The organism is Micromonospora avicenniae (genome assembly GCF_900156065.1).
GTDB lineage: Bacteria > Actinomycetota > Actinomycetes > Mycobacteriales > Micromonosporaceae > Micromonospora > Micromonospora avicenniae.
Map to the genome: position 1 here is coordinate 37,151 of NZ_FTNF01000030.1, position 21,878 is coordinate 59,028.

Consider the following 21,878-nt stretch of genomic DNA (forward strand, 5'->3'; position numbering starts at 1 on the left):
GCTCACCGCCGAACCGGCGTGCGCGTCCGGCACCCGCCCGATGGGAGGTTCCCACCTTGCTCGAGTCCGCCGGACTCAGCGCCGCCGAGGAGTCGATTTACCTCGCGCTGCTCCGGCACGGCGCAGCCACCGTCGATCAGCTCGTCAGGCGCACGCGACGTACGGCCACGCAGGTCAGCCGGGCCGTGACCGGCCTCCGGCGAAAGGGAATGGTGCACCGCACGCCACCACCGCACGGCCTGGTCGTGCCGGTTCCGCCCGACGAGGCGATCGACCAGCTGATCCAGCGGCGGCACTCCGAACTGGATCGGGTCCGCGAGGCCGCTCACACGCTGGCGGCCCAGACCCGCGACCGCACCGCCGGACGGCGTACCGGCGAGCTCATCGAGATCGTCCAGGGCCAGGCGAGCGTGCAGCGTGCCTTCGACCGGGTGCAGCGGGTCGCCAGGACGGAGGTACGTCAGCTGGTCGCACCTCCGTACGCGGCCGCGAAACAGGTCAACAGCGTGCAGATGGAACGGGCGTCGCAGGTCACCTACCGCGTCGTCTACACGATCGACTCTCTCGACGACCCGGCCATCCTGGCGGCAACCACGGAACACGTCCGTACCGGCGAACTGGCCCGCCTCGCGCCGACCGTGCCAACGAAGCTCGCCGTCGCCGACCACACGCTGGCGCTGCTTCCCCTGGTCTGGACGGACGCCGCACAGGACGCGGCGGTGCTCGTACATCCATGCGCGCTGCTCGACGCACTCGTCGCGCTCTTCGAGGGAGTGTGGGCGGCGGCGACCCCGTTGACGCTGTCCGGCGCCGACGCATCCACCGCGCAGGGCGAGATCTCCGACGAGGACCGCAAGCTGCTGTCCCTGCTGGTCGCCGGGATGACCGACGAGGCGGCTGGGGCTCGCCTCGGAATGAGCCGCCGCACAGTTGTACGCCGGATGCAGCACCTGATGAAGACCGCGGGGGCGCAATCGCGCCTGCAGTTGGGGTGGCGCGCACACGAGCGCGGCTGGCTGTCCAAGACCTAAGCCCGGGTGGTCATCGCACGAAGGCCCCCGAAGAACAGCAGCGGGACGTGCAGGGCGCGCGACCATACGCGTCACGCGGGCCGGGGACCCGGCTGACGTTGGGTGTGCTCACCTTGTGGAGAATGCGGCCGGTGCGACTTGATCTGGACAGCATCGACTGGGCGTCGCTGACGCACGCGTACGGAAGTGCCGAGGACGTGCCTGGCCTACTCCGTGACCTGCGGTCATCCGACGCCGAGGTCCGTAGCGCGGCGATGTACGAGCTGTACGGCAACATCTACCACCAGGGCACCCGCTACGAGGCCACCGCATACGCGGTCCCGTTCCTGCTGGAGCTGCTGGCCGACCCCGCCACGCCCGCCCGGCACGAGATCATTCAGCTGCTCTCCTGCCTCGCTGTCGGCTACCCGCCTTACGAGATACCCGCCGGCGGCCTCCCCATCGCCGAAATCCGCAACGACGTGGCTCAGGTCCCGGATGAGACCTGGCGCCGCTGGTCGCAAGCGATGAAGGATTGGTACGAGGCCGTTGGTACAGGGCAGCGGCAGCCGCTTCCGCTCACCAAGCCTGAGCTGCGCCTGTTCGAGACCCGGCACACGCTCGCCGCGTACGATGCCGTCCGGGCCGGCGTTCCGCTGTTGTTGGCATGCCTGGCCGACCCAGACGGCGAGGTGGTCGGGGAGGCGATCCACGCCCTGGCCTGGTTCTCGGAGGAGATGACGTCGATCCGTCCCCGCCTGCTCGAAATCGCCTCCGACGACGAGCGCCCGGCGCGGATAGTGGGAGCGGCGGTGCTCGCGTTGGGACTGGTCGGCGGTGCGGTGACGCCGCCGGTAGCGGACCTGTTCGACAGGAACCTTGCCGGTACGGACCCGGCCCTGAGATGGGCGGCTGCTGTGGCGTGGGCACAACTGGCTCGTGAAGAGGTGCCGGACTCGGCGATTGCCGAGCTACGCGGTTGGGCGGCCATTCGCCAACAGGACGCCGGGCGGGCGATCTGGTCTGAGAGCCCCAACGATGTGGCACTCGAAGTGCTCGACGCCTTCGCCGCGCCGGTCGCCGAGCAGGTGCGGACGGAACTCGTTGCGGCAGTGCTCGCCGAGCAACCCACATCGAACTGGCACAACCATTTCAACGTGGTGCTGGGGAGCGCGTTCCCGCAGATGGAGGCGGATCACGGCCGCGGCTTCGAGGAACTTACGGCGGCGCAACGGATGGTAGTCGTCTGGCTCGTCGACAACCCGCAGGTGTTCGGCTCTTCGGGGCCTCAAGGGCCGCTCCGCCAACACGGCCTGCCCACGACCCACGAGGCGCTGCGCGCTTACGCCGGCCTGGACGGATGACAGACAAATCGCGTCGCGAGAGGCACCAGCCACGGCGACCTTGGGCGCTGCAGGTTCACCACGATGCGTGTCAGGGCCGGTCATCGGTCTCCTTGGCGGGTCCGATCCAGCAGCGGCACCTCGAGAAGATGCATCAGCTCGTCGAACCCGCAGTCGAAGAGCTCCCGTACCGCCACGCCCTCGTCTTCGATGAGGAACACCGCGAGGTCGGTGTAGACGCGGCTGACGCATCCCACACCGGTCAGCGGGTAGGTGCACTCCGGCACGAGCTTCGGAGTCCCGTCCCGCGAGAGCAAATTCATCATCACGTACGTCTGCTTGGCCCCGATGGCAAGGTCCATCGCGCCGCCGACGGCGGGGATGTCGTCGGGCCGGCCGGTGTGCCAGTTGGCGAGGTCACCTCGGGCCGATACTTGATAGGCGCCGAGCACGCAGACATCCAGGTGGCCGCCGCGCATCATGGCGAAGGAGTCGGCGTGGTGGAAGTATGAAGCGCCGGGCAGTTCGGTCACGGGTACCTTGCCGGCGTTGATGAGGTCGGGATCGACTTCATCACCGTGCGCCTCGGGTCCCATGCCCAGCATGCCGTTCTCCGTGTGCAGCACGATCTGGCTGTCCGGGGACAGGTGGTTGCTGATCCGGGTCGGTAACCCGATACCGAGGTTCACGTAGGCACCGTGCGGGATGTCGCGCGCGACGCGGGCGGCGAGTTCGTCGGTGCTGAGGCCACGCGGCGCCACGGCGGTCATCGGCCTGCTCCGACTGGCTCAGTCACCGGCACGGGCGCCGAGACCCGGACGATGCGGTCGACATAGATCGATGGCGTAACGATGATCTCCGGGTCGAGTTCACCGACCGGCACCACCTCCTCGACCTGAACGATGGTCGTGGTCGCGGCCGCCGCCATGATCGGGCCGAAGTTGCGGGCGGTCTTGCGATACACCAGGTTGCCCAGCTCGTCGGCTCGGTACGCCTTGACGAGCGCGTAGTCCGCTCGCAGCGGGTATTCCAGCACGTAAGAACGGCCATCGATCACTCGGGTCTCCTTGCCGTCGGCCAGGGATGTGCCGTAGCCGGTCGGCGTGTAGAAGGCTCCGATGCCGGCACCTGCGGCGCGGATGCGCTCGGCGAGGTTGCCCTGCGGAACGAGCTCGAGCTCGATCTCCCCAGCTCGGTACTTCTGGTCGAAATGCCAGGAGTCCCGCTGGCGGGGAAAGGAGCAAACAATCTTGCGAACACGACCCGTGCGGATGAGTGCAGCCAGGCCCACGTCCCCGTTTCCGGCGTTGTTGTTCACCACGGTGAGATCCGTGGCTCCCGATGCGATTAGCGCGTCAATGAGTTCGACGGGCTGGCCGGCGGTGCCGAATCCGCCGATCATCACGGTGGCGCCGTCGGGGATCCCCGCCACCGCCGCAGTCGGTTCATGCAGGATGCTGACCACGGCTCAGGTATCCAGGTTCTCGAGGACCACGGCAAGTCCCTGTCCGACCCCGATGCAGATCGCGGCGACCCCCCACCGCTCGCCCGCCTTCCGCAGCGAGCGGGCGAGCGTGGCGAGCACGCGGGTCCCGGATGCGCCCAACGGGTGGCCGATGGCGATGGCGCCGCCGTGTGCGTTGACGATGCCGGGGTCGACGTTCCAGGCATTGATGCAGGCCACGGTCTGCGCGGCGAACGCCTCGTTCAGCTCCACCGCGCCCACGTCGCCCCAGTCGATGCCGGCGCGTTTGAGCGCCATGTTGGCGGCCTCCACCGGCGCGAACCCGAAGTACTGCGGGTCGTTGGCGGAAGTCCCGCGGCCGGCGATCCGCGCCAGCGGCGGCCGACCGACGATCTCCGCGGCGGATGGGCTACCCAGCAGGACTGCGGACGCGCCGTCGTTGAGGGGCGAGGAGTTCCCGGCGGTCACGGTGCCGTCTTGCGGGCGGAACACCGGTTTGAGCGCGGCGAGTTTCGCCGGGCTGGTGTCGGGCCTGATCGACTCGTCGCGGGCAAGGTCCACCCCAGGCACACCGACGACGAGGTCGTCGTAGAACCCTTCCCCCCAGGCGCGGGCAGCCGTTTGGTGGGAGCGCAGCGCGAAGGCGTCCTGCGCTTCGCGGCTCACCTGCTCACGGATCGCGAGCAGTTCGGTGGCCTCGCCATTCGAGACCGTCCATTCCGGGTTCATCCGCGGGTTCGCCAGCCGCCAGCCCAGGGTGGTGGACACCAGTGTCGCATCGCCGGCCGGGTACGCCTTGTCCGGCTTGGGCAGCACCCAGGGCGCCCGGCTCATCGACTCCACTCCCCCAGCCAGCACCACGTCCGCCTCGCCGAGGGCGATCTGCCGGGAGGCGACGATGACGGCGTCCAGGCTGGAGCCGCAGAGCCGGTTCACGGTGGTGGCCGGCACCGAGGTTGGCAGTCCGGCCAGCAGCCCGGCCATCCGGGCGACGTTGCGGTTGTCTTCCCCGGCGCCGTTGGCGTTGCCCAGCACGATCTCGTCGACGCGGTCGGGTTCCAGCGCGGGCGCCCGTTCGAGCAGCGTCCGCAGCACGTGCGCTGCCAGGTCGTCCGGTCGCACACCGGCCAGCGCGCCGCCGTACTTGCCGAATGGGGTGCGTACGCCGTCGTACAGGTAGACGTCGGTGGGGATGGCTCAGCCCTCCTCGCCAGTTGCGGCCGCGGGGGCAAGAACGATGTCGAACCGCACCCGTGACCACGCGTGGTCTCCCAGGTCGCGGCCGTCCGGGGTGGCGGTGCCGGCCGGCTGGGGCTCGAAGTCCATGACCAGCGAGTCCCGTACGCCGAAAACGCTGTCGCGGTCGAGCACTTCATCCCCGCGGACGAAGATGTGTGTCACGAGGGTCCTGAATCCCTCCGCCTGGACCATGAAGTGCAGGTGCGACGCTCGCATGGGCGACCGGCCGGTGGCGGCCAGCAGCCGGCCGACCGGGCCGTCGTCCGGGATCGGGTACGGCACCGGGGCGATCCCCCAGAAGCGGTAGCTTCCGTCCGCGTCGCTGTACAGGTGCCCACGGGCGGCGACCCTGTCGTCGCCGTACTGGACGTCGTAGCGACCGTCCTCGTCGGCCTCCCAGACCTCGATCCGCGCATGGGGCACCGGCTTGCCGTACGTGTCGGTGACCGTGCCCTCGACCCAGCACGGTTTCCCGGACGCCCCGCCCGCGATGTCACCGCCGAGTTCGATCTCCGGCGAGCCGTCGACGAAGAACGGGCCGAACACCGTCGCCTCGGTGGCGTTGCCGTATGCCTCGTTGTTGACGGTGATCGTCTGCATCGAGGCGCCCAGGACGTCGGAGAGCAGAATGAACTCCTGCCGCCGGTCGTCGGTGATGTGCCCGGTAGCGGTGAGGAACTCGATGGCGTGCTGCCATTCCTGCTCGGTCAGCCGCACCTCCCGCACGAACGCGTGCAGGTGCCGGGTGAGCGCCTGCATCAGCTCCTTGAGCCGCGGGTCCGGCGTGTTGTCGAACGACGCGACCACGCGCTCGACAAGCTGTGACTCGCGGTCCTGCTGCTCCGTGCTCATCCTGTCTCTCTTCCGTCCCAGGCTCGGCGTAGCAAGCCCTCAAGGTTCTCTCGGTTGACCAGCGTCGGGTTGTTCGGCGGCACGGCCGCCAGGACAGCGTCGACGGCAGCCGGGATGTCGGTCTCACGCAGCCCGTAGTCCCGCAGTGCGCGAGGTGCCCCCACCTGCTCCCGCAGGCGCTGCAACCCCTGCACGGCGGACGTCTCGCCGAAGGCCGCCGCCATCCGCTGCTCGGTGTCGGGGACCGACGGCGCGTTGAACGCGAGGACATGCGGCAGCACCACCGCGTGCGTCTGCGCGTGTGGGAGGTTGTACATCCCGCCGAGCACGTGACAGATCTTGTGGTGCAGCCCGGAGCCGGCCGAGGCGAACGCCACCGCGGCCAGGTAGGCCCCGTACAGCGTCCGCTCCCGCCCGTCGATGCCCTGCGGATCGCGCACGACCTCGGGGAGTCCCTGGCGAAGGGCACGGATGCCCTCGAGCGCGAGCGCCTGGTCGATCGGGTCAGTCCGTGGCGCCCACATCGAGTCGACGCAGTGCGCCAGCGCGTTCAGCCCGGACGCCACGCTCAGTGGCACCGGCAGGGACAGCATCAGGCTCGCGTCGTAGACGACGGACCGCGGCAGCACGCGGGGGTCGACGCCGGTGGTCTTGCGGCCGCCCTCGGTCAGCCCCCAGACATTGGTGGCCTCCGAGCCCGCGTACGTGGTCGGAACGGCGACGATGGGCAGCCCGGTGGTGAGCGCCACTGCTTTGGCGAGGCCGGTGGTGGAGCCGCCGCCGATACTGATGAGGACGTCGACGTCGTGCTCCTCGGCTGCCGTGCGGGCCCGCTCGGCAACGTCGGTGGGCACGTGCATCACCACCTCGGTATGGCGCACCGCGGCCGGCAGGGCGGCCACCAACGGGTCGGCCAGCGAGCGGCCGGCCTCTGCGGCGATCACCATCGGGCGGGCGGCGCCGAGCCGAGCGACCTCGTCGGCCACGTGACCTGCGGCCTGGTACGACGCGAACACCACCCGCTGCGGCAGCGCCTCGTGGGTGAAGGTGACTGTCATGCGGCGGCAATCCGGCCGAGGATCGCTGACATCGCCTCGTGCAGCGCCCGTTCCGGGTCGGCGGGCAGCCGGATCGACCGCCAGCCGATGTGCTTGTCCGGGCGCACCAGAAGCGCCCCGTCCTCGTCGACCTCCCGCACCCGAGCCCAGTCGTAGTACAGGTCGGTCACCTCGCGCCCGGGACCGATCAGCACGGCCTCCAGCGGCACGCCGAGTTCCTGGCCGACCTTCTCTGCAGCGGCCACCCACGGCTCCCCTGCGATCCCGGTGAACAGCGTGAACCGGGTCATCGGCGCCAGGTCGAGCGTGGAGACCTTGTGCTGGGAATCGCCCACCCAGGCGTGCGGCAGTCGGGATCCCGGGACCGTGGACGGTTCGTAGTACAGCTCCGGGTCCCGGCGCGGTTCCGGCCGCCGGGTGCCGTCGGAGACCACCGCGTCGGACTCGTAGAACTGCCCCAGCTCGACACCGTGGGCGTTGAACTCGTAATGCTTCAGCTCCATGGCCGACACCAGCGCGGCCCGCTTGGCCGCCCCCTCGGGGGTGTTGACCTTGCGCTCCTCGATGCGCGCGGCCATCTCGGCCTCGTCCTTGGCATCCGTCAGGCCCAGCACCTCGAAGAACTGCACGAACTCCCGGCTGGACTTGTTCGCACGCTGAACGATCTGCTTGGCCACCGGCGCGCGTTCCGCCGAGTAGGTCTCCAGCAGCGCAGGCGCGGCCTGCCCACGCAGGACGGCAGCCAGCTTCCAGGCGAGGTTGTAGGAGTCCTGGATCGAGGTGTTCGAACCCAGTCCGTTGCTCGGCGGGTGGCGGTGGATCGCATCCCCGGCACAGAAGACGCGCCCCGCCTGCAGATGCGTCGCGTACATCTCGTTGTTGCCCCACAACGAAGTGCCGGTGATTTCCACCTCGATGTCCGGCATGCCCAGCAGGTTACGCACGATCTGGACAGCGGCGGCCTCGTCGACGGCCGGTGGGGGTTGGTTGATGTCGTAGCCCCACACGATGAGCCACTCGTTCCACGGCCGGATCATGCGCACCAGCCCGGCCCCGATCCCGCCGACGTTCGAGCCGGGCTGGATCACCCAGTAGAGCACCGACGGTCGGTGCCCGCAGTACGCCGAGATGTCGGCCTTGAAGGTGATGTTCATCGAGCCGGCGATGTCCATCGCACCTTCCATCGGAAGGTCGAGGTCTGCGGCGACCTTGGAGCGGGCGCCATCGGCACCGATGAGGTACTTGGCCCGGATCGTGTACTCCTCGCCGGTGAGGCGGTCGCGAACCTCGACGTCGACGCCGTCGGCGTCTTGCCGGTGCCCGAGGTACTCGGTGGAGAACCGGGCCTGAGTACCCCGCGCTGCGGCGTTGCGCACCAGGATCGGCTCCAGGTAGGTCTGGGGAATGTCGACCGGCAGGCACGGTGACGCGAGTTGGTAGTCGGCCCGTCGGGCGGGATGCGTACCCCAGGTGAGGATCCGTCCGATCTCCTCGCCGGCGATCGAGGTGCAGAAGACGGTGTCGCCCATCAGTTCGTGCGCAGTGGCGTCGGCGAGCACCTGATCCTCGATGCCCAGGTCCCGGAAGATCTCCATCGCACGCTGATTGGTGATGTGCGCCCGCGGCGTGTTCGCTGTCCACCGGTACTTCGTGATCATGATGTTCGGGATCCCCAGCGTGGACAGGGACAGCGCCGCTCCTGCCCCTGCAGGCCCGGAGCCGACGACCACGACGTCGGTCGTCACCACCGATCCCCGGGGAAGCTGCGTCTCGGCCATCCCGTCGTTGAACTCCGCCATCAGTCAGCCCCTCCACTGCATCGGCGTGTGGCCCGGGCCACGTGCGCGAACAGTGTGGCGCGGCGCTCTGCCACTTCAGCAAGTGCGGAGGCCGTAACACGGCGGAAATACGAAGCTGTGGCGGAATTGGAGAGCTAGCCGAGCCGGCGAGCCCGGGCCTGCTGGCGCAGGTCCGTAGGGCGCATACCAAAGCGCGTCCGGAATGCCTGTGCGAAGTGAGTAGCCGAGCCGAAGCCGCATCGTGCCGCGACCTCACCGACTGGAATCTGTGGCGAGGACCCGAGCAGCGCACGGGCGCGTTCCAACCGGCGCGCCAACACGAACTGCGGAACAGTGGTGCCGGTGGCGGCGAACGCTCGGGATAGGTGGCGATCGCTGATGCCGATCCCGGCGGCGACCCGGGCAGCGGTCAGGCCGCTGTCGGTCAGGTGATCCTCGATGAACGTACGCGCGTTGGCCAGATGGACCGTGCCGAGGTTGATCGGATGGCTGCCTGTCATGCTCGCGAGCAGGTCGAGCGCGATTCGTTCGTCGAGGGGCTCGCCTCCCTCGGGACGCAGGGCGCGGTCGATCAGCCTTGCGAAGGTCCGGGCCGACACGTCTCCCCGGTTGAAGTCACGCACCAGCGGAGCGCTGAGCGAGTCGAGGCCGGTCAGATCCCGGAACAGCGGCCGCGGCACCTTGATCGCGAGTTCCTCCAAGCCATGCGAGAAGCCGCGCATGAAGGGACGATCTGCGTCGCAGATCAGGACCTGTCCCGGTCGCAGGGTGAGCACGCCGTCGTCGTGGTAGAAGAACGCCTCCCCCACGAGCGTCAGGTAGACCGCGACGGCGTCCGCCGGATGCTTGCGGATCAGTTCGGCCGGACGTTCGACGACATGCGGGTTGCTGCGGACGCGGGCCAGCTGCATCTGCTCGAGCTGAAGGTTGAGCTCCGTCCCGTCGAACGGCGCCTCGCCCAGCGTGTGACACCGCAGGCCGATCAACGCCTGCACGTTGTGGTCCTCCCACAACGCGATCCTCTGTTCATCCGGGAGCCCCACCGTGCTGAAGCTCATCGGCCGGGCCGTCGCCGAACCGGTTTTCACGGTCACCCCCGACTGCGTTCGACCTCGAATATTACAGCCATCGGATCGTGATACAGGGCGCACCGGTCAGGCGTTGATCGTCCGCGTATCCCCTCAGCCGCGCCCCAGCGCCTGCCCACGCTGGGTGGCCGATGAGGAACTGTTCTGTAATACCAATTACCTCAGGACTGGCGTTTCGGTCGACGAACGTGAAGAAATCCTCCACCTGCTCGTTCCCTGACAGACGCCTTTGAAGTGCCTCTGGCTCTACCGGCCTGCGTCGGTGATCAGAAGCGGCGTGGTGGCCGCGAGCTCGGCTACCACGTGCGCCGTGCTGGTCGCCTTCATCCGGGCTAGCTCGTCGGTGGTTATCCCGAGAACGGTCAGGAACTGCACAGCTCCGTGAGGGGTGTCGATGGTTCCCAACTCGGGGTCGACGACGAATGCCACGGCTGTAAGCCGGCTGTTCGGCTCGCCCGTGATCGGTCCGCCCGGATCCATCCGGTGTCCGTCCCCGAGGGGCTGGCCCGTGGTGAACACGTAGCGGCCAAGCTGCTGCAAGAGGCGGAGCGCCCAGTTCGGTGGCTGCGCCTCGGTGGCGGGCAACCGCATCGTCAGCTCGAATCCCCACCCGCTCACCGCTGCGTCGTCACTGGTCTTGCTGAACAGTTCGGTCAACCCAAATGTGACCAGGAGCCAGTAGTCGTTCACTCGGTAGGCACTCAGTCCGTAGATGCCGTCTTGCCCTGGTAGAACGTTCGTCCCCCAGTGCATCGGGTCTTGGGGAGGAACGATCTGGGCAACCGCTGCCTCAATCGCATCCCAACCAGGTGCCTCGTCTTCGTCCTCGTCATCAACATCGAGATCAACCTCGGTCACGTTTTTCCTTTTCCTCAGGGCGCGAGCCGGCGCACCGCAATCCGTCCGGCAAGGCTAGGCCATCTGTCGGCCATGTGTTGGGACGGATCTATCAAGCATGTGGCGGGACCAATGAAACCCGACCGCCCGTCGTGGTGGACGCGCGGCGAAACTGATCACCCACCGGGGACGCCGGCTCAGTCGGAAAGTGGCAGCTCGACCGGCGCGGCCGGGGCGCCGGCCGGCGCGGAGTGCTGCGGCGCGGGGCGGGGCGGCAGTCGCGAGTGCCGGTGGTGGCGCACCGCCACCTCGAACGCGACGAGGCGGATAGGCGGGGGCGGCGTGGCGAAGGGGCCGGGACCCCAGCGCACCCAGAGCGCGACCCGGCCGGCGTCGCACTCGGCGAGCAGCTTCTCAACCGTACGGCGGCGGTCGGTGCGGTCCACCTCGATCACGACGGGACGAGCGCCGGCGCGCGCGCAGGCGACGTCCACGACCGAGTACCGGTCCTGGTAAGGGGCGGGCAGCGGAACGACACTCGCGGCGCGCCGGTAGACCCGGAAGCCCTGGGCGCCGCCCCAGCCGGCGACGGCGTCGACGAGCAGCGCGGTGACCTCGGCGGTCGACCGGTCCACGAACGTGAGCCGGGCCAGGTGTGCCGCCAGCGAGGCGGCGAGCTCGTCGTCGTCCACCGTCCGCCCCGATCAGACCTGCCGTCGCGCCGAATTCTAGGCCACCAGCGGATTCCCAGTCGGCGGCCTACCGGAAGCCGGCGTCGCGGGCGAGGAGGGCGGCCTGGACGCGGCCGGCGACCAACGAGATCGTGCGCCGCCAGCAGGAAACGCCCGCGCGGCAGTCGTAGGTGCGTACTACCGGCGGATTGCCGCCGCGTAGCACCGGACGGTGATCGTCTGCTCCGGGCTCCACTGCTGTTCGACGGTGGCCAGCAGCTGCCAGCCGAGTCGCTCGTACAGCGCCGCCGCCGCGGTGTCGGAAGCCACCACGTCGAGCACCGGATGCAAGGCCCGATCCTGTGCTGCTCCGAGCGCCTGCGCCACCAGCAGCGCGCCGATCCCGTGGCCGCGGGCCGACGGAGCGACGAACAGTCGGTTGACCACGGCGGTCGTGTCGACGCTCACGCCTGCACGAACGGCCCACAGCCCGGGTGCCGCGTCTCCCGCCTCGCTCCGGGACAGGCCCACATGGCCGGCTATGCGGCCGTCCAGTTCCGCCACCCAAGACGCGATGAGTGATGGCGGCGTGAGCCATGCGTCCGGGGCATCGGGCCAATTCACCGGATAGCCGTCGCGCTCGTGGACCTCCGCCAGCATCCGCACACAGGCACCGACGTCGCGATCGGTCCGCTGCCGGACACTCAGGCGTAGGTGCGCGCCGGAGATGTTCCCGCTCGTCACCGGCTCCGGTCCGAACGCTCGGCGACGAACACGAACTCGCGGCCCGGGCGGTCGGGTGCCTCCCGCACGTCGAGGACCCGGTAACCGTTGGCGGCCAGGCTCGATTCGACCTCGTCGCGGCCGCGGAACCGGAGAGTCGAGTCCGACGTGACGACCACACCGTCGGCCAGGAACCGGAACGTGTACCGGAAGGAGACGAACGGCAGGCTGACGTCGGTGACCTCGACGCGCCGTTCCACCGCTCCGAGACCCGGGACGTCGCGGATGACCGGATCGACGTCCGCGGCCCACTCCTGCCAGGCGCGACGTTCGGGTCGTCGGGTTTCGAAGACGAGGTGGCCGTTCGGGCGAAGGGCGGCGCGGATGCCCCGAAGGGTCCGCGCCCAGTCGTCGTCGGTGAGGAACACCTGGGCCACGTTCCCGGTCATCGTCGCCAGGTCGGCGTCGAGGGCCGGCAGCGCCGTCGCGTCGCCGTGGATCCACCGGACCCGCTCTGCCCGGTCCTTCAGCTTCGCGACCTGAAGTGACGCTTCGGCAGGGTCGACGCCCACGACCCGGTAGCCGTGTCCGGCAAGCAGGATCGCCAGGGATCCTGTCCCGCAACCGACATCGAGCACGAGGTCCGTGGGCCACTCGCGGGCGATCGCGAGGTACGCGTCCAGGTCGCCGCGATCTTCGTCGAAGGCGTCGTAGACCCGGGCCAGGAGCGGGTGAGCGAAGATCGCATCGGGCATGCGAGGACGATATCCGCCGAGGCTTGCCCTTCACACTGTGACAAGGTCTTCACCGGGTCGCGGAGGTGTCTACGTCCAGGATCGAGCGCGATCTTGCCGTGAGCGCGGACTCGTGGCCGGGTCGGTTGCTCACGCCGGGCCGGATCGGAGTGCCTCGCGGAGGTTCTCGGCGGCGTCCGCCGGCTGGAGGTAGCCGGCGACGATGTTGCGGACATCGGTGGCCACCACGTGGGCGACGTAGCCGGCGCGCGTCGGATAGAGATCGTCCAGGGTGGCCTCGTCGAACGGCTGGTAGGTGCCGAACAGCACGCAGAACGACTCGCCGGCGTTGTCACCGGTGTTCAACGCGGTGGGGACGGCGACCTGCGACAGCCGGATCCCGCCGCGGGCCAGACCCCGAGCGTCCCGGGCCTTCGTGCCGTCTGGGTTGAACACCAGCGGCGGCGCGGTCGGCGGCGGGGTTCCGCGTTCGACCCAACGCACGAGGTGGGCGTACGCGGCGGCGGTGACATGGTGCATCGGCACCCGGCTGAACGGTGGCCGGGCGCAGGTGTACACCGGCGCGGCGCCCAGGTCGCGCTCCTGCATCGGCGCCCGGTAGACCTGGCCGTTGTAGCCGCTGTGCGCCGCACCGGCCACCTCCCACCGGCGGAACCGATCGGTGTCGGCGGGTCGGACGGGCGTCCGCACGTCGGTCTCGGACAGCACCTGGAACACCGGTTCGTCGCCGACCCGGCTCGGCGCGGAGCCCACGACGAAGCTGTACCCCTCGAACACCGGCTGCACCTGCGGCAGGACCCGGTCGTAGTAGACGGTCATCCGGCTGGCCGACTGCGACGCGCCGATGGCCAGCACGGTACGGGCGCGCAGCCGGCCCAGCGGCGAGACGCCACGCGGGTCGGCGATGGCCTTCCCGGCCTGGGCGAAGATGTCGTACGACAGCTCGTCGGTGACGTACCGTCCCCCGCCGGTGACGTCGAGCCGGCCGTACCGGGTCGGGCTCCAGCCGCGCAGCTGGTCGACGCCGACGCGTTGGGCGGAGACGCCGATCCAGGCGTCGCCCGAGCGGGTGATCGACTCGGTGTTCCACAGCGCGTCGAGGTCGTACCCGGCCGTGACGTTCTGCCACTCGACCAGCGCGACGCCGCTGAACCGGCGCGGCTCGGCCGGCCGGCGCACGATGAGCCGCGTCTCGTACGCCACGTCGGTGGCGACCTGGTTGCCCGCGGTGTCCCAGCCGTCGGCGCGGCCGGAGAGATAGAACTCCTCCTCGACGTAGCCCTTGGCCGCCAGGTCGTCCGGCGTCGAGAAGAAGGGGTACGTGTCGGCCAGCCGCTCGGCGCGCGGGTCGCCCGGCACGGTTCCCGGGATCGGGCCGTGGACCGCGGCGCGGGCGATCGGCTCACGGTCACCGGTCGCCGAGGCGTGCACGGGTGCCGAGACGAGAAGTGCGGCGACCATGCTGGTGACCAGGCCGGCAGCGAGGGCGGCAACGCGGCGTGGACGTGTCATGCCGGAGACTCCTTCACCACGACGGGCTTCCTGGCCGTACCATAAGCGGCCGTCGATGGAGTGGGAATCGATCGGCGGCAACCTGAGACGGCAGTCGCAGCGGCCGTTCAGCAGGCTTCGAGCACGGCGCGGGCGGCACGTTCCGCGGTGACCGGGTCGGCCCGCCGCCCTCTGATCAGCTCCGCGTACAACATCGACTCGACGATCCGTACGTACAGGAAAGCGGCGCCGTCGAGGTCGGCGGGCGACCAGGCGGGATCGGCGGCCGCGGCGGCGAGGATGGCCTTCTGCGCCTCGACCACCCGGACGTGCACGCCGCCGGCCGGGGTGAACAGCACCCGCGCGGCCGTGACCGGCTCGGCGCGCAGGAAGGCCCGGAACGGCCGCGCCTGCCGCACGGCGACGGCGAACCGACGGGTGGTCTCGAGCACCCCGTCGACACCGGTGGTGACGGTGTCGGCCCGAGCCTGGGCGAGCAGCCGATCCGCGAGGCGCCAGAGTACGTCGCCGAGCAGCCGGTCGCGGCTGTGCACGACCCGGTAGAGCGTGGCCCGGCTGACCGCGAGACTGCCGGCGAGCGCGTCCATGTCGACGGTGGCGTGGCGGAGGAAGAAGGCGCATCCGCCCTGCACGACGCGCTCCGCGCTGACCACCCGCCGCGACGGCACCGGCATCCCCCGACGATAGCGTCGCGGCCGACGGCGTCTCTACCCGTGCGGCGGGATCACCGCCGCTCTGGGCGGGGTCGAGGCGATGACCCGTCAGTATCCGGAAGCCGGATGCGGACCTGGCAACGACGGAGCGACGCGCTCCTTCCGGAGGCGGGGCGCAGTGGCGGGATCGCGCCGCGTCAGGGCTCCGACCATGCGGTCTGGATCAGTCGGACACCGTCACGCCGGCGTACCAGCGTGCCGCGGCCGGCCGGCAACCGCTGCGGCCGCAGCCCGCCGAAGAGCTGGCCCTCATCCCGGTCACCAGACATCAGCAGGGCGGGCGAGTCCAGCTCCCGCAGGCGTTGCAGCACCGGCTCGTAGAGTGCCCGGCTCACCCCTCCCATCCGACGGGCGATGATCAGATGCAGGCCGATGTCCCGAGCCAGCGGCAGCAGCTCGTGGAGCACGCTGAGCGGGTTGTTCCCGCCGGAGGCGACAAGGTCGTAGTCGTCCACCAGGATGTAGAGGTCCGGGCCCTGCCACCAGCTCCGGTCACGTAGCTGGGCCGGCGTGACGTCCGGGCCGGGCAGCCGGCCCTGCAGGGCGTCGTAGATCGAGCCGAGCCCCTGGCTGAACGCCTGGTTGGAGGGGGCGTAGTCGAGCAGGTGGTCGCCCTCCACGGCACCCAGCAGGCCCCGGCGGTAGTCGGCGATGACCAGCCGCGCCTGCGCCGGGGTGTACCGCTCGACGATGCCCCGGGCGATCAGCCGCAGCAGGTTCGTCTTGCCGCATTCGGCGTCACCGAAGATGCTCAGATGCGGGTCACCGTTCAACTCGAGGTAGACGGGGGCGAGCGCCGCCTCGTCGACGCCGATGGGCAGCCCGCCGGCGGCCGGGTCGCTGCGCTCGTTGAGCTCGGCCACCGACAACTGGCGCGGCAGCAGCCGCACCGGCGGGGCCGGCGGTCCAGGCCACGCCGCAGCGACCTGGTGGGCGAGTTCGCCCGTCGCCCCACTGAGGTCCTCGACGGTGTCCCCACCGTCGATGCGGGCCAGGGCGGTCAGGAAGTGCAGCTTGTCGCGGGTGAGCCCGTGACCCGGCGAGCCGGCCGGGACGCTCTGCGCGGCCCGCCGATCGATCTCCGACTCCGCCGGATCGCCAAGCCGCAGCTCCAGCTTCGTGCCGAGCAGGTCACGCATGTTGATGCGGATCTCCGCCCACCGCACGGCCGTCACAATCACGTGTACGCCGAAACCCAACCCCCGGGCCGCCAGGTACGTGATGTTCTGCTCCAGCTCCTCGTAATCCTGGCGCAGGGTGTTCCAACCGTCGACCACCAGGAACACGTCACCGAACGGATCGTCGGCGAACTCCCCGACCGCCCGTCGCCGGCGGTAGGTCGCCATCGAGTCGATGCCGTGCTCGCTGAACCGCCCCTCTCGCGCCGCGAGGACCGCGACCGCCTCGGCGACGGTACGGCGCACCGCCTCGGTGTCCCGCCGACCGGCGACCCCGGACACGTGCGGTAGCTGTCCCAGGCCACCCATCGCGCCCCCGCTGAGGTCGAGACAGAGGAACTGCACCTCCCGAGGCGTGTGGGTAAGCGCCAGCGCGGCGACGAGGGCGTGCAGCAGGGTGCTCTTGCCCGACCGCGGCGCGCCGACAACGGCGACGTTGCCGTCGGCTCCCGACAGGTCGAGTCGCAGGGGAGCCTGTCGCTGCTCGTGCGGTATGTCGACCACACCGACCGGCGCGGTCAGCGCGGCCGCGGCGGGCACGTTCAGTCCCCGACGCGGGTGCCGGGCCAACGGCGGCAGGAGCTGGTCGAGGCTTGGCGCAACGGCCAGCGGCGGCAACCAGACCTGGCGGGCCGTCGGCCGGCCACCGCGCAGCCGGTCCAACACGAGGTCGAGGACGCTGAGGCCGGCCAACTCCTGTGGCACCCCCGTCTCCTCCGTCCCGGTCAACGCCGGTGCGCCGGAGACGTATGTCGCCCGGAATCGGCGCAGCGCGGCGCCGTCCTTCAGCAGGCCGTGTCCCGGGGCGTTCGGCAGCTCGGCCGCGTCCGGCACGCCCAGCACCATCCGACTTTCGGCGGCGGAGAAGGTACGCAGACAGATCCGGTACGACAGGTGGCTCTCCAACCCACGTAGCGTGCCCTCCTCCAACCGCTGGGCGGCGAGGAGGAGGTGCACGCCGAGGGATCGGCCCAGCCGGCCGATAGCCACCAGCAGGTCGATGACCTCCGTCCGGACGGCGAGCAGTTCGATGAACCCGTCACAGATCACCAGCAGACTCGGCAGGGGATCCAGCGCGGCCCCGGCCAGACGCGCCGCCTCGTACGCCGCGCGGCTCGGGTAGTTCCCAGCCGTGCGTAGCAGCTCCTGGCGCCGGGTCAGCTCGCTGAACAGCGAGACCTCGAGGCGGTCGACCAACGAGAGTTCGTCCTCGAGGTTGGTGATCACCGCGCTGGTGTGCGGCAGAGCGTCCAGAGTGGCGAAGGTGCTGCCGCCTTTGAAGTCGAGCATGATGAAGTTGAGATCGGCGGACGAGTGGCGGGCCGCCAACGTCACCACGATCGTGCGGAGCAGTTCGCTCTTGCCGGACCCGGTCGCCCCCACCAGCAGCCCGTGTGGGCCCATCCCACCCTGGGCTGCTTCCTTGAGGTCGAGGCGCACTGGTTCGCCGGCCTCGTCGACCCCGATGGGTATCCGCAGGTACTCCTCGTCGGTGGGCGTCGGGTGGCCCGCGAACGTCTGCAGCGCGGTGGGATCCGGCAGGTTGAGCAGGGTCAGGGCCTCACTCCGCAGGGTCTCGCCGGCCAGCCGGTGGCTCTCCGGCCTGGTGTTCGCCTGCGGCGTGCCCCACGCCTTGGCGATCAACGACACCAACCTGTCGGCTTCCTCCGGCGTCGCGGGCTCCGCCTCCGCCTTGAGGTCGGTCTCCCCGACCGCTGGTTCGGGCAGGGCGATGCGGAAGGTGCGCCTGCCGTGAATGGCCCAGCCGGGCATGTTCAGCGGAAGGCGGGCCGCCTGGTCCGGATTGACCAGCGACTCGTGTGGCTGGGACAACCGGGTCTCGATCCGGGTCTGCGGCAGCTCCCGCAGTTCCTCCGGGATGCTGCGCCAGCTCCGGTCGAGAATCACCACGTGGAACCCGTACCCGAGACCCTTGTTGGCGAGATCGACCACCCGGGGGGCGAAGTTCTCCAGCAGGGTCGCGAAGTCCTGCCAGCGGTCCACGATCAGGAAGACGTCGGGACAGGGCCCGGCGTCCAGTTCTCCCCGTCGGGCGCGCAGACTGGTCGGCGACTCCAGGGAGTGCCGGCGGAACAGCTGCTTGCGGTCGAGGACATCGCGTTCCATGCGATCGAGCAGATCGCTGACCTCGCTGAGCTGGTCGTCGCCGAGGACCGTGCGGACGTGTGGCAGGCGCTGCATCGGCCCCAACCAGTTCCCGCCCGACTCCAGGCAGTGGATCGCCACTTCGTCGTCGGAGTGGGTTAGCGCCAGCCCGGCGATGATGGTCCGCAGCAGGGTCGTCTTGCCGGTGCCGGCGCGACCGACGACGAGTAGATGACCCTCGGCGGACGCCAGGTCCAGCCAGACCGGTTCGCCGGCGGGCTGGTCGATGCGGTGCGCCTGACCGACCGGCACCTTCAGCAGCCCACGCCGGCGCCAGTCCGTCGCGCAGAGCGGCACGTCACCCGCCGACTCCAACTTGCCCAGCAGATCACCGAGGCGCGGATCCCGTTGGTCCCGGCGCAGGCGCTGACGGTGCTGCCCCTCACGGGACAGGGCAATGTGTATCTCGTCGCTCGCGCTGCCGAACTGACACGGCGTCTGGGCCGACCGTTTCGGCAGCTCCAGGTGCACGTACCGCCACAGGTCGTCCGGGGTGATCCGGCCCTGACCGGTGATGTCGGCCGCGCCGGTGCTGAGGCCCTGGATGATCGTCCCGGTGAACGCCGACCTGGAGCCGGGCTCGGTACCGGTGGCCGGCCGGCCGTCGTCGGCCCGTTCCACCGAATTGGTCGCCGTGATGACGTAACGGCCGTACCCGGTCCGCAGCTCGCCGTCGAGGGCGAGGTCGTCGTCCGCCGCCTTCAGGCCCAGGCCCTCGAACGCGCCGCTGTAGCAGCAGTCGAGCAGGAGCACCGAGCTGGCGGCATCGGACTCGTCCAGCAGCTCACGGATGAACGACGCGGAGATCGCCGTAGAGGAGAGGTGATCCACCTCGGTGTTGGCGACCGCCAGGTGCAGCCGTCCGCGTTTGCTGCTGCGCACACCGTGGCCGGAGAAGTAGAGCAGCACCATGTCCTCCGGGCCGGCGGCCCGCAGCATCGACTCGATCTCCCGCTCGATGGCGCTCTTCGACTCGTTCTCCAGCAACCTGAACTGGTCGAACGCGCCCACGTCCGGGTCGGCCAGCAGGCTGAGCAGGTCCCGGGCCTCCTCGCGGGGGGCGTAGAGATCCGCCAACGAATCGTCGATGTACCGGTCGTTGGCGACCAGTAGCGCCCGTCGCAGTCCCACGCTCAGCTACCGGAGATCCCCCTGGACGAATCCTGCGCGGCGGGCGGCGCGACGCCCACCGCCGCCTCGGCGGAACCCGGCGCCATGAGATGCGCCAACTGGTCGACGAGCCGCTGGTCCACCCGCGTCGCCCCAGTGATCACCAGCTCGTTGCCGCCGCTGCGCACGGTGATCGAGCGGGCCTTGACCCGATCCGCGTAGGCGATCGCGATCTGGGCTACGGCCCGCATCGTGGTAGCCGAGAAGACACCGCCGACGATGAGCATGCCCAGCTCCCACGCCTGCTGCGACTTGCCGTGCCCAGAAGCGGGCGACTGAGCGTGCGCGACCTGCAGGCCCCGGACTGATCGCAGGTCATCGGCGAGCCCGGCGGTCAGCGCGTCGACCCGATCGGCGGGAAGCCCGACGGACGGCTCGACCACAAGGGAGATTTCGGACACGGGCGCACCTCCAGCAGCACGAGTGCCTATATTCAACACCACTACTCGATCCGTGCGGTGCCGCCGCAGGGTGGCAGCCGGCCGCCGTCCCCGCTCGGCCCACCGTTTCTCCACGCGTTCGGCGCGGTCGCGTCATAACCGGCCGTCCCTGCTGGCGGTCAGGGTTCGTGGTGGCCGGCCCAGGAGCCACGGACGTGGCCGATGTGGCGTCGCACCAGCGCCGCCGCTCCCGGCGCATCGCCGGCCACCACCAGATCGACGATCTGCTCGTGCTCGGCGGCCGAACGCCCCAGCTCGCCACGCTCGGCGAGCTCTTGCAGCCCGTACAGCCGGCTGCGGGCCCGCAGGTTTCCGACCACGTCGATGAGCAGCCGGTTGCCGGCGAGGGCGAGCAGCGAGAGATGGAAACGCCTGTCGACCTCGACGTAGCCGATGAGGTCGCCGGTTTCGGCGAGGCGTTCCACCTCCTTCGTCAGGGGACGCAGCGCCTCGACCGCGGCCCGGGTGGGCTCGTTGATGGCCCGGGCGATCTCGGCCACGGTGGGCACCTCGATCAGCGCGCGCAGCGACGTGATCTCGTCCAGGTCCCGGTCACTGAGCTCCTTGACCCGGAAGCCCTTGTTCCGAACGATCGTGACCAGTTCCTCGTTGGCGAGGTCGAGCATCGCTTCGCGTACCGGCGTGGCGGAGACACCGAACTGCTCTGCGAGCATCGGCACGGAGTACAGCACGCCGGCGCGCAACTGCCCCGTGATGACCGCGCCACGCAGGGTATGGGCGATCTCCTGTCGAAGGTTGGGCCGGCCCCCCAACTGCGGCAAGGAGAGCGCGTCCGGGGCCAGGCGCCCGGTGGCGTCCGTCACGGTCTCACTCCTCGTCCTCTTCATCGCAGGGCGAATCCCAGTCCGACGGGATCGTCGGCCTCAAGGACGAAATGGTGTTCGCCGGTGCGGTAGGCCATGCCTCGCACCTCTGAAACGTAGGCCGGGCGACCCTCTGCTTCCAATTCCCGCACGACGCGGCCCAGGAACCGGGTTCCGACCACCGAGTCGTGCGTCAGCACCTGGTCAGGGGCGAGTTGCCCGGATGATGCTAGCAGCGCGATCCGGGCGGAGGTGCCGGACCCGCAGGGTGACCGGTCGACCTCCCCGTCGGCGAAGACGGTGATGTTGCGCTGGTGGGGGCCGTCGGACCGGCGGCCGAGATCCTCGAACAGGATTGTGCCGTAGATGCCGTCGAGCCGCGGTTCGCTCGGGTGCCGTGCCCATTCGGTGCCGTCGAGTTTCCATTTGACTTCGCGGCCGAGTGCGAGCAGGTCACCATAATGCTCGGGGTCGACCGACAGCCCGAGGGCCGAGGCGTCGACGGAGGCGTAGATGGCGCCTCCGTAGCTGACGTCCGCGCGCACCGGGCCCCGGCTGGTGTCCACGGTGATGCCTTCACCCAGCACGTACGCGGGCACGTTGCGGAAGCTGACGTCGCGGACCTCGCCGGCGACGCAGGTGACGGCGGCCGTGACGCGACCTGACGGTACGTCGATCACCACCTCGGTTTCCCCGTCCGGGGCGGCGTTGACGAGCCCGCTGCGCACGGCCCACACGCCCAGCGCGATGGTGCCGTGTCCGCAGGCCGTCGAGTAGCCGTCCTTGTGCCAGAACAGCACCCCGAAGTGTGCGCCCTCGTCGTCCGGCGGCACGACGAAGCAGCCGTACATGTCGGCGTGGCCACGAGGTTCGTTGACCAGGAGCCGGCGTACCGCGTCGATCTGTTCGTCGCGCTGAGCGTGCCCGCGCCGTTGCAGCACCGTTGTGCCGGGAATCTCCGGGACCCCGTCGGTGACGATGCGGAAGGGCTCTCCCGCCGTGTGGTAGTCGGTGGTACGAATGTCGCGCATCGGC

At 69.9% G+C, this 21,878-nt stretch carries 20 protein-coding genes; 3 read left to right on the forward strand and 17 right to left on the reverse strand.

Features of this window, described 5'->3' with window-relative positions:
• Positions 1-56 precede the first annotated feature (56 nt).
• Both BXA10_RS27830 and BXA10_RS27835 read left to right on the forward strand, forming a co-directional pair.
• Complete coding sequence (locus BXA10_RS27830; protein WP_076473815.1) at positions 57-1,031, forward strand: helix-turn-helix domain-containing protein; 975 nt, start codon at positions 57-59, stop codon at positions 1,029-1,031.
• 131 nt (positions 1,032-1,162) lie between these two features.
• Positions 1,163-2,374 (forward strand): HEAT repeat domain-containing protein, encoded by a 1,212-nt coding sequence (locus BXA10_RS27835; RefSeq protein ID WP_175649329.1) that lies wholly within the window; start codon positions 1,163-1,165, stop codon positions 2,372-2,374.
• Positions 2,375-2,454: 80 nt separating this feature from the next.
• On the opposite strand, the gene BXA10_RS27840 is transcribed toward BXA10_RS27835, so the two are convergent.
• From BXA10_RS27840 to BXA10_RS27870, 7 genes are all read right to left on the reverse strand, one after another.
• Positions 2,455-3,123 (reverse strand): 3-oxoacid CoA-transferase subunit B, encoded by a 669-nt coding sequence (locus tag BXA10_RS27840; protein WP_076473817.1) that lies wholly within the window; start codon positions 3,121-3,123, stop codon positions 2,455-2,457.
• Positions 3,120-3,818, reverse strand: coding sequence for a 3-oxoacid CoA-transferase subunit A (locus BXA10_RS27845; RefSeq protein ID WP_076473818.1), 699 nt, complete (start codon positions 3,816-3,818; stop codon positions 3,120-3,122). The genes BXA10_RS27840 and BXA10_RS27845 overlap by 4 nt, the downstream gene beginning before the upstream one ends.
• Positions 3,819-3,821: 3 nt before the next feature.
• On the reverse strand, positions 3,822-5,012 hold the full coding sequence (locus BXA10_RS27850) for a thiolase family protein (protein ID WP_076473819.1): 1,191 nt from the start codon (positions 5,010-5,012) through the stop codon (positions 3,822-3,824).
• A 3-nt stretch (positions 5,013-5,015) separates the two neighbouring features.
• A complete protein-coding gene (locus tag BXA10_RS27855) occupies positions 5,016-5,909 on the reverse strand; it encodes a dioxygenase family protein (protein WP_076473820.1) in 894 nt (297 codons plus the stop codon).
• Entirely contained in the window at positions 5,906-6,967 is a 1,062-nt protein-coding gene (locus BXA10_RS27860) for a maleylacetate reductase (RefSeq protein ID WP_076473821.1), read from the reverse strand. The genes BXA10_RS27855 and BXA10_RS27860 overlap by 4 nt, the downstream gene beginning before the upstream one ends.
• Positions 6,964-8,766: an FAD-dependent oxidoreductase gene (locus BXA10_RS27865; protein ID WP_076473822.1), complete on the reverse strand. Its 1,803-nt coding sequence runs from the start codon at positions 8,764-8,766 to the stop codon at positions 6,964-6,966. The genes BXA10_RS27860 and BXA10_RS27865 overlap by 4 nt, the downstream gene beginning before the upstream one ends.
• Positions 8,767-8,900: 134 nt before the next feature.
• Positions 8,901-9,824, reverse strand: coding sequence for an AraC family transcriptional regulator (locus tag BXA10_RS27870; protein ID WP_076473842.1), 924 nt, complete (start codon positions 9,822-9,824; stop codon positions 8,901-8,903).
• Here BXA10_RS27870 and BXA10_RS31115 point away from each other — a divergent pair.
• Positions 9,811-10,074, forward strand: a complete 264-nt coding sequence (locus BXA10_RS31115; RefSeq protein WP_139338188.1) for a hypothetical protein — start codon at positions 9,811-9,813, stop codon at positions 10,072-10,074. The genes BXA10_RS27870 and BXA10_RS31115 overlap by 14 nt on opposite strands.
• Before the next feature lie 26 nt (positions 10,075-10,100).
• Here the strand turns inward: BXA10_RS31115 and BXA10_RS27875 are convergent, their stop codons facing one another.
• The 10 genes from BXA10_RS27875 to BXA10_RS27920 all read right to left on the reverse strand — a co-directional run bounded on the left by BXA10_RS27875 (position 10,101) and on the right by BXA10_RS27920 (position 21,874).
• Entirely contained in the window at positions 10,101-10,712 is a 612-nt protein-coding gene (locus tag BXA10_RS27875) for a suppressor of fused domain protein (protein WP_076473823.1), read from the reverse strand.
• A gap of 176 nt (positions 10,713-10,888) precedes the next feature.
• The gene (locus tag BXA10_RS27880) at positions 10,889-11,383 is read right to left on the reverse strand and encodes a hypothetical protein (protein ID WP_076473824.1); all 495 of its coding nucleotides are present in this window, start codon (positions 11,381-11,383) and stop codon (positions 10,889-10,891) included.
• Between the two features lie 177 nt (positions 11,384-11,560).
• A complete protein-coding gene (locus BXA10_RS27885; RefSeq protein WP_139338193.1) occupies positions 11,561-12,022 on the reverse strand; it encodes a GNAT family N-acetyltransferase in 462 nt (153 codons plus the stop codon).
• An 80-nt stretch (positions 12,023-12,102) separates the two neighbouring features.
• On the reverse strand, positions 12,103-12,840 hold the full coding sequence (locus BXA10_RS27890) for a class I SAM-dependent methyltransferase (protein ID WP_076473826.1): 738 nt from the start codon (positions 12,838-12,840) through the stop codon (positions 12,103-12,105).
• Between the two features lie 129 nt (positions 12,841-12,969).
• Positions 12,970-14,352, reverse strand: coding sequence for an alpha/beta hydrolase domain-containing protein (locus tag BXA10_RS27895; protein WP_076473827.1), 1,383 nt, complete (start codon positions 14,350-14,352; stop codon positions 12,970-12,972).
• A gap of 107 nt (positions 14,353-14,459) precedes the next feature.
• Positions 14,460-15,026 (reverse strand): QsdR family transcriptional regulator, encoded by a 567-nt coding sequence (locus BXA10_RS27900; RefSeq protein ID WP_076473828.1) that lies wholly within the window; start codon positions 15,024-15,026, stop codon positions 14,460-14,462.
• A gap of 176 nt (positions 15,027-15,202) precedes the next feature.
• Complete coding sequence (gene eccCb, locus BXA10_RS27905) at positions 15,203-19,540, reverse strand: type VII secretion protein EccCb (protein ID WP_076473829.1); 4,338 nt, start codon at positions 19,538-19,540, stop codon at positions 15,203-15,205.
• Positions 19,541-19,542: 2 nt separating this feature from the next.
• Positions 19,543-19,980: a hypothetical protein gene (locus BXA10_RS27910; protein WP_139338190.1), complete on the reverse strand. Its 438-nt coding sequence runs from the start codon at positions 19,978-19,980 to the stop codon at positions 19,543-19,545.
• A gap of 158 nt (positions 19,981-20,138) precedes the next feature.
• Positions 20,139-20,843: a GntR family transcriptional regulator gene (locus BXA10_RS27915; RefSeq protein WP_245828584.1), complete on the reverse strand. Its 705-nt coding sequence runs from the start codon at positions 20,841-20,843 to the stop codon at positions 20,139-20,141.
• A 20-nt stretch (positions 20,844-20,863) separates the two neighbouring features.
• Positions 20,864-21,874 carry a proline racemase family protein gene (locus BXA10_RS27920; protein ID WP_076473831.1) on the reverse strand — a complete coding sequence of 337 codons (1,011 nt, stop codon included), beginning with the start codon at positions 21,872-21,874 and terminating at the stop codon, positions 20,864-20,866.
• Between the last annotated feature and the right edge of the window lie 4 nt (positions 21,875-21,878).

Excerpts from the sequence above, each read along its gene's own strand:
- BXA10_RS27890 (WP_076473826.1), bottom strand. The coding sequence starts at position 12,840 with ATGCCCGATGCGATCTTCGCTCACCCGCTCCTGGCCCGGGTCTACGAC.
- BXA10_RS27870 (WP_076473842.1), bottom strand. The coding sequence starts at position 9,824 with ATGAGCTTCAGCACGGTGGGGCTCCCGGATGAACAGAGGATCGCGTTG.
- BXA10_RS27895 (WP_076473827.1), bottom strand. The coding sequence starts at position 14,352 with ATGACACGTCCACGCCGCGTTGCCGCCCTCGCTGCCGGCCTGGTCACC.
- BXA10_RS27885 (WP_139338193.1), bottom strand. The coding sequence starts at position 12,022 with ATGCTGGCGGAGGTCCACGAGCGCGACGGCTATCCGGTGAATTGGCCC.
- BXA10_RS27865 (WP_076473822.1), bottom strand. The coding sequence starts at position 8,766 with ATGGCGGAGTTCAACGACGGGATGGCCGAGACGCAGCTTCCCCGGGGA.
- BXA10_RS27920 (WP_076473831.1), bottom strand. The coding sequence starts at position 21,874 with ATGCGCGACATTCGTACCACCGACTACCACACGGCGGGAGAGCCCTTC.
- BXA10_RS27855 (WP_076473820.1), bottom strand. The coding sequence starts at position 5,909 with ATGAGCACGGAGCAGCAGGACCGCGAGTCACAGCTTGTCGAGCGCGTG.
- BXA10_RS27840 (WP_076473817.1), bottom strand. The coding sequence starts at position 3,123 with ATGACCGCCGTGGCGCCGCGTGGCCTCAGCACCGACGAACTCGCCGCC.
- BXA10_RS27860 (WP_076473821.1), bottom strand. The coding sequence starts at position 6,967 with ATGACAGTCACCTTCACCCACGAGGCGCTGCCGCAGCGGGTGGTGTTC.
- BXA10_RS27900 (WP_076473828.1), bottom strand. The coding sequence starts at position 15,026 with ATGCCGGTGCCGTCGCGGCGGGTGGTCAGCGCGGAGCGCGTCGTGCAG.